This window comes from Microbacterium umsixpiens, assembly GCF_053543675.1.
In genome coordinates this window covers 15,533-22,648 of sequence record NZ_JBLVOH010000130.1, presented here as the reverse complement: position 1 = coordinate 22,648, position 7,116 = coordinate 15,533, and the positions used below count along the sequence as shown (strand labels likewise).

Genomic DNA, 7,116 nt, shown 5'->3' with positions numbered 1-7,116 from the left:
ATCCCGCGCGGCACGCTGCTGCTCGCCTTCCCGTTCGTGCTGCTGCTGATGTTCGGCGTGCGCTACGTGGCTCGTCTCGCGATCGAGCGTGCACGCAAGCCCGGCGCGGACGCCGAGGCGGCCCTGATCATCGGTGCCGGGTTCCTCGGCGACAAGCTGCTCGCGAACGTCACGACCGACCCGTCATCGCCGATCCGACCCGTCGGCCTTTTGGACGACGACCCCGCCAAGCGCAATCTCCGCCTGCGGGGCGTTCCGGTGCTGGGCACCACACGCGACATCGCGTCGGCCGCCCGGAGCACCGGCGCAAAGCTCGCGGTCATCGCCATCCCGAATGCCGACAGCACCCTGCTGCGTGCGCTGAGCGACCGTGCCGAGAGCGCCGGTCTGCGGGTCGCGGTCACCCCCACGCTCGCGACGCTCGCGTCGGGGGAGCAGTCCGTCACCGACGTGCGCGACATCAGCATCGAGGACCTGATCGGACGCCACCCCGTCGACACGAACGTCGAGCTGATCGCCGGGTACATCACCGGTCGACGCGTGCTGGTGACCGGTGCCGGTGGCTCCATCGGTTCGGAGCTGTGCCGACAGTTGGCCAAGTACGGGCCGAGCGAGCTGATCATGATCGACCGCGACGAGACCGGACTCCAGGTGGCCCAGCTCGGGACGCTCGGACACGGGCTGCTCGATTCTCGCGACGTCGTCCTCGCGGACATCCGTGAGGAGCAGAATCTGCTCGACATCTTCGTCGACCGTCGCCCCGAGGTCGTGTTCCATGCCGCCGCTCTGAAGCACCTGCCGATGCTCGAGCAGTATCCCGACGAGGCGTGGAAGACGAACGTGCTCGGAACGCTCAACGTGATCAACGCCGCGCGCGCCGTGGGCGTCGACACCTTCGTCAACATCTCCACCGACAAGGCGGCCAACCCGACGAGCGTGCTCGGACACTCCAAGCGCGTCGCCGAGAAGCTCACCGCCTGGGCGGGATCAGAGACCGGGATGCGGTACCTCTCGGTGCGGTTCGGCAACGTCATCGGCAGCCGCGGCTCCATGCTGCCGACGTTCCAGCGGCTGATTGCCGAGGGGCGACCGATCACGGTCACCCATCCCGAGGCGACGCGGTATTTCATGACGATCCCCGAGGCCTGCCAGCTGGTCGTCCAGGCGGGTGGCATCGGGCGCGCGGGCGAGGTGCTGATCCTCGACATGGGCGAGCCGGTGTCGATCCTCGAGGTCGCCAAGCGCATGATCGCGATGTCGGGCAAGAGCGTCGAGATCGTGTTCACCGGGCTCCGTCGCGGCGAGAAGCTGCACGAAGAGCTCGTCGGGTCGCGCGAGAACCTGGAGCGGCCCTTCCACCCGAAGGTGTCGCACACGCGGGCCGACATCATCACGCCCGAGCGGCTCGACAAGGCGGGCTGGATGGATCGGATGTACGCGAGCCCGCGGATCAATGACACGGTGGCGATCGAGCCGATCGATGTTGGACGCCGCTGATGGCGGCTGAGCTCTGGCTCGTCGGCACTCTCGCGCTGGTTCTCGGCGCAGTGCTGCCCTTCGCCATTCGTCCGCTGCTCTCCAGGATCGGCGCCGTCGACGTGCCAAACGAGCGCTCCTCGCACTCTGCTCCTACCCTCCGGGGAGGAGGACTGGCACCTCTGCTTGCCTGGGACGCGGCACTCATCTTGGCGATTGCGCTCGGTATGGATGCCGTGCCACTTGTGCTCCTCCTGATCGCGACGAACTCGGCAGCGGCGGTCGGTTTCGCGGACGATCTGCTCAGTCTCGGCTCGGGCTTGCGGTTGTCTCTGCAGCTCGTCATCGGGCTTGGGGCCAGCATCGTCATCCTCGCGGTCGCGTCGCACTCCGGGTGGTGGGCGATCATCGGGATGATCTTCATCGCCGGGTACATTAACGTTGCCAACTTCATCGACGGCATCAACGGCATCTCTGGGATCCACGGGGCGGTTGCCGGAGTAGCATTCGTCGTCGCGGGCGGCGCATCCGATCAGCCGTGGCTTGCAGCGTCCGGCGTCATTCTCGCCGCCGCCTTCACCTCCTTCCTGCCTTGGAACCTGCGGCGACCGCATCTTTTCCTCGGGGATACCGGAAGCTACTTGCTCGGATCAGCGATCGGAGTGATCGTTGTGATGGCTCTGTCGCTCGGCGTAAGTCCGCTTCTCGTCGTGCCGGTTCTCGCACCGTGGCTGGCCGACACCGGTGCGACCGTCGTGCGGCGGTTCGCGCGCGGTGAGGGAGTGTTGTCGGCACACCGTACGCACGCGTATCAACGGCTGACGGACACGGGGCTCGTCCACGGTTCGGTGACGGTAGTCGTCGGCGCTATTAGCGTGGCGACGGCGTTCATCGGGTACCTCGCCTGGAACGGTGCACTACCGATCTGGACAGGACTGGCGATCATCGTCGCCCTCTGCGCGTTCTATCTGGCGCTGCCGAGACTGCGGGGTTCGCGCCTGCCGAGTTCGCCGAAGCGTCCGCTCGCCGTTTCCGCCGAGGTCGTGCCCGCGCCCTCGGTGCCGGGGGTGCGACGCCGCTGGGCCGTCATCGGAGCGTCAGGTTTCGTCGGCACCGGTGTGGTGCGCCACCTGCGCGCTCGTGGATACGAGGTGGTCGAGTTGCCGGCACCTCGGCTCGAGTATGACGTCGATGTTCTTGACGGTGTCGTGCTCGCCGAGTCTGCCAAGACGGACACTTCCCTCGCGAGCGTGGTCGAAAAGCTCGTCGGTGTCGATGTGGTGGTCAATGCGGCAGGAGCGGCTGCGCCGGACGGCGATGCGACGCGACAGCTCTGGGGTGCGAACGCATATCTGCCTGCGGTCCTCGCTCAGGCGAGCCGACAGGCCGGCGCCGCGCGCTTCGTGCAACTCAGCTCTGCGGCGGTGCAGGGGCGTACGCGGAGACTCGATGAGACGCCCAGCTACGCACCGTTCTCCCCCTACTCGCGATCGAAAGCACTGGGCGAGCTCGCCCTCCTCGCAGCGGCTGGGACGGATCCGAACGCCACGGGTGGAATCGTCATCGTGCGGGCCACCTCGGTTCAGGGGCCGGGTAGGCCGACCACCCAGAATCTTCGACGTCTCGCAGGCTCCCGCCTGGCAAGCGTTGCTGCCCCCGGTACTCAGCCGTCGGTCGTGAGCGGCCTCCACGGTCTCGCTGCCACGATTGAGTCGATCGGCACCGAGCAGGGCGAAGTGCCCGGCATCGTCTTACAGCCCTGGGAGGGCTTGTCCGTTGCCGACGTTCTGCGCGTGGCTGGAGGCGAACGACCACCGCTGGTCATCCCGCGATGGCTCTGCTCCTCGGCGCTCTCAGCAGGTTATTTCGCGGGACGCATCGCACCTCAGTTCGCCGGCCTGGCGAGGCGCCTCGAGATGATGTGGTTCGGACAATCTCAGGTGAGCGGATGGGCGAGCGACAGAGTGTCTCGAGACGATAGCTGGTTGCGCGACGTGCTCGCAGCAGGAGAGGCACATCATGTCCGCTAAACGCCCGACGATCGTCTTCGGCGTCACGATCGACTACCAGCTTCGCTACCACGACGGCCTCTACCAGCGACTTGCCGATGAAGGGTGGGACGTTCACGTTGTCGCCGGAGCCGGTGAAATCGGGCTTGGGCTCGGCAAGCACCCCGGCGTGACTAATCACGTCCTCGAAATGGCTCGCGCGCCGAGCCCTGTGGCCGACCTCCGTGGTCTGAAGGACTGGGTTCGGCTGTTGCGACGGCTGCGGCCGGATGTGGTCGTCGTGGGCACCCCGAAGGCCGGGCTCCTCGGGGGCATCGCTGCCTTTCTCACACGGGCGCCGGCGCGCGTGTATGAACTCCACGGACTGCGTCTCGAGAGCGCACGCGGGCTGCAGCGGTCCTTTCTGCGGATGATGGAGCGCATCAGCTGTGCCGCATCCACACGTGTGATCGCCGTCGGCCCTTCACTGCGCGACAGGGCTCTGGCTGAGCGGCTCGTCTCAGCGAAGAAGGTCGAGGTCCTCGGCGCAGGCAGCCCGAACGGGGTGGATGTCGACCGCTTCAACGCCGCGACCAGTGACGAGCACGCGCGCGCATCGCTTCGAGGGGAACTCGGAATACCGTCTTCCGCGCAAGTGGTCACGTTCGTCGGTCGGCTCACTGCGGACAAAGGACTGGCGACACTCGCGGAGGCCATGGCGAAGGTCGAGCGTGAGACATCGGCGTGGCTCCTGGTCATCGGCGGAGTCGACGACCAGTCAGGGCTCGACGGGGAGCGCCATCTCCGGGAATTGCTGCCGCGACTGTCGATCGTCGGTGAGGTTGACGACGTCGCCCCTTACCTGGCGATCTCTGACGTCTTCTGTCTGCCGAGTCGACGCGAGGGGCTGCCCACTGTCGTGCTGGAGGCGTTCGCGGCGGGAGTTCCGGTCGTGGGGACGAAGGCCACAGGGATCGTCGACCTAGTCTCCGACGGAGAGACGGGGCGACTGGCGCCCATCGACGATGCTCTAGCACTGGAGGAGCGACTGCTCGAAGCTCTTCAGGATCCGGATGCGTCGGAACAGATGGCGAGCGCGGCGTTCCGCTCCGTCGCCGAGAACTTCGCCAGGGAAACGGTGCAGGGCGCGTGGGTCGATACGGTGGAACGCATGCGTGCGAGTAGTGATCGATGACTCCCGAGCTGATTCTGACAGGAGTCGTGGCGCTTTTTGCGATTGTCATCCTGTCGGTGACACTTCTGCGGGGTGCGCTCGGGTTCCTCGGAGCCGCCATGTGGACTCTTTTCCCGGTATATGGCTCGTTTCTTCCTCCGGGCGGAGGGCTCATTGCTCTCACCGGCGGCCTCGCGATCATCGCGGTCATCGCGCGGGCCAGATCCACGGATAGACCAGCGGGGAACTACGTTTTCCCGATCGCCGCGATTCTTGCAGCAGGAATCCTTGCCAGAGAGTGGATCGATCCTCCGCAGGAGATGCAGGCGACGGGGCTTCAGCTCGCGGCGTCGGTTCTCGCCGCCGGTCTCCTGGGGCGCATCGGCGCGATCGTCCGCTGGAAGCAGGGGTTTGCACTTGGTCTCCTCCCCGGCGGCGTCGTCCTAGCCATCGCTGAGACGTTGCGTGTGTTGACTGGTGGCAGGGTTCACGCCCAGGAGGCTGCCTTCGGCGTTAACCCGATTGTGCTCGCACAGTACGCGGCCGTAGCGGCACTCGTGGTCGTCTTCCAGATCGCCCGACACTCTTGGAGGTGGTACGCGTGGCCGGTGTTCGTCGTCGCGACGGTGGGGCTTGTGTTCTCCGGGTCGCGTGGGCCCCTTCTTGGGCTAGCGATCGCCGTGGCGTATGCGCTATTCCGGGGATACGGTGTCGAGCGCGCGGGGGCACGCCGCGCGGTACGGCTCATCACGCTGGTCTTGCTGGCCATTGTCTCAGCTGTTGTCGTTGCCGCGTCACGGTTCGACGTCTCCGCATGGCTGCGGCTGGACGACTCGGACGGGAATGCTTCCAGCCGAATTGATGCGTGGGACGGGGCTCTCGCCACGATCTTGCAGTACCCCCTCGTCGGAGCTGGACCAGGCAAGTATTTCTTCGGCGGCTTCGGCATCGACTCTGGCGTCCCGACTTACCCTCACAACCTCTGGCTCGAGGCATGGTCAGAGTACGGCGTCGTGACCTTCGTGCTCATGGTCTCGGCAGCCATCGTGGCGTGGCGTCAGGCCGCTCAGCTCGGGCAACTGTTCGTGATCTTCGCCAGTGTGGCCTACAGTCTGTCGGGTTCCTTCGATACCTCGCTGGTCTTCTGGATGTGCCTCACCATCGCCGGGAGCACGGGGGTGCTGAAGGACCGCGATCAACCAGTGGTTGCCGAGGTCACCGACGCCAAATCGTTGCAGCGAAAACGGAGGTACTAAATGGTGGTTGAGGTCGTCCGCGGCTTGGGGCTGGGCGGCACGGAATCGCTCCTGACCACCCGACTCCTGCACGAACAGCGAAGCGGCCGCGCTCGAACGCGCCGGGTGATCAACACCCATTCAAGCGATGCTTACTTTGCCCAAACGATCATCGATTCGGGCGTGGTCCTAGACGACCTTGGCACGTCGTCGCGGTGGGTCTCGGCGCTACGGCTGTGGCGTGCAGCTGCTTCGTTCTCTGCGGACGAAACTGTCGTCGTCCATTCACCGTGGCCAGCTGCGGTCCTGAAGCTCCGCAAGGCTCTCGGCTATCCGGGACCTAAGCTCGTCGAGGTCGCGCACAGCACCCGATACGCGCGAGCATCGATGGTGCTCGGTCGTATCCTGAATCGATATGCCGACCTGTGTATAGCTGTCAGCGACGAGGTGGCCTCGGCTCCGACGACTCGAGGTTTCAGGCACACTGTCGTCGTTCGTGCCGGCGTGGACCGAGAGACGATGAGGTCGTGGGTTCTGCGCGAGGTGGATGCACCTCGTCAGTTTCGCCGCGAGTTGGGGCTCGCCTCGAACGCTCCTCTCGTCGTCAGCGTGGGAAATCTCTTCCCGGACAAGAGGCATTCGCTTCTGATCCGGGCGGTTGCGCAGCTCCCCTCCGAAGTTCACATCGCGATCGTTGGCGGCGGCCCTGAACTGTCCGCGCTCGAATCGGAAGCACTCAATCTCGGAGTTGCCGATCGGGTGCATCTTCTCGGGCGTCGGCGCGACGGATGGAAGTGGATGGCCATTGCGGATCTGGTCGCCCACCCCAGCGCGCGTGAAGGACTGCCCATTGCGCTCACGGAAGCTCGCGCTCTCGGGCTTCCGGTGGTGGCATTCGACGTCGGCGGGGTAGCCAGCGTGCTGGGAGGTGCAGTCGGTGCTGTCATCCTCGATGCACGTGAGACCGAAAAGTTCCCCGATGTAGTCGCCGCCGCATTGGAGAGTGCGCCGCGCGCAGAACTCGCCTTCAGCAGTCGCGCGTCCCACGCATCCTATTGGGACATATCTCGTTTCGTGGAGGAGTTCTACGAAAATGTCGATTGAAGGTGCGGCTTTGCGTATTGCCTATGTGACTCCCTACGACGAGGACTACTCCTCGATTCACATCCACACGGCGCGGCGTATCACTGAATGGGAGGCGAACGATGCCGTAGTCGCGTCGTTTTTGATCGGTGGCGGCGGG

General features: G+C 65.5%; 5 protein-coding genes. All 5 read left to right on the top strand.

Annotated features, from left to right (window positions below; all coding sequences use genetic code 11):
* The coding region (locus tag ACNPM4_RS13130; RefSeq protein WP_448985967.1) for a polysaccharide biosynthesis protein at positions 1-1,497 on the top strand (1,497 nt) is incomplete at its 5' end.
* Complete coding sequence (locus ACNPM4_RS13125; protein ID WP_448985966.1) at positions 1,497-3,506, top strand: NAD-dependent epimerase/dehydratase family protein; 2,010 nt, start codon at positions 1,497-1,499, stop codon at positions 3,504-3,506. The genes ACNPM4_RS13130 and ACNPM4_RS13125, both read left to right, overlap by 1 nt.
* Positions 3,496-4,659: a glycosyltransferase family 4 protein gene (locus ACNPM4_RS13120; RefSeq protein ID WP_448985965.1), complete on the top strand. Its 1,164-nt coding sequence runs from the start codon at positions 3,496-3,498 to the stop codon at positions 4,657-4,659. Before ACNPM4_RS13125 ends, ACNPM4_RS13120 begins: the two co-directional genes overlap by 11 nt.
* Positions 4,656-5,894, top strand: a complete 1,239-nt coding sequence (locus tag ACNPM4_RS13115; RefSeq protein WP_448985964.1) for an O-antigen ligase family protein — start codon at positions 4,656-4,658, stop codon at positions 5,892-5,894. Before ACNPM4_RS13120 ends, ACNPM4_RS13115 begins: the two co-directional genes overlap by 4 nt.
* The gene (locus ACNPM4_RS13110) at positions 5,895-6,977 is read left to right on the top strand and encodes a glycosyltransferase (protein WP_448985963.1); all 1,083 of its coding nucleotides are present in this window, start codon (positions 5,895-5,897) and stop codon (positions 6,975-6,977) included. It abuts the gene before it with no gap.
* The last annotated feature ends 139 nt before the right edge of the window (positions 6,978-7,116 follow it).